Here is a 233-nt window from a genome sequence, read left to right on the forward strand (position 1 = left end):
CTTCTTATGGCGAAAACGTCATTGCTTGATACCATTCGTTTCGATGAGGACACGGTGAAAAGCCTCGGTGTTTCAACCAATAAAGAAAAAACCATTTTACTCATTGCCTGCATCGCTTTGATCAGCGCATGTGTAACCGCAGCGGGCAGCATGGCATTTGTCGGACTGATCGCGCCCCATATTTCCCGCAGGCTCGCCGGGATTGAGCACAGATACTCATTACCGGTCAGCGG

At 50.2% G+C, this 233-nt stretch carries 1 protein-coding gene; it reads left to right on the top strand.

All coding sequences use genetic code 11. The features are described 5' to 3' along the window. Positions 1 to 233 (top strand): iron chelate uptake ABC transporter family permease subunit (locus SB660_RS23990; protein ID WP_410585129.1); only part of this gene is annotated, 233 nt, incomplete at both ends.

The organism is Bacillus sp. SIMBA_005, assembly GCF_046535585.1.
GTDB classification, from domain to species: domain Bacteria; phylum Bacillota; class Bacilli; order Bacillales; family Bacillaceae; genus Bacillus; species Bacillus pumilus.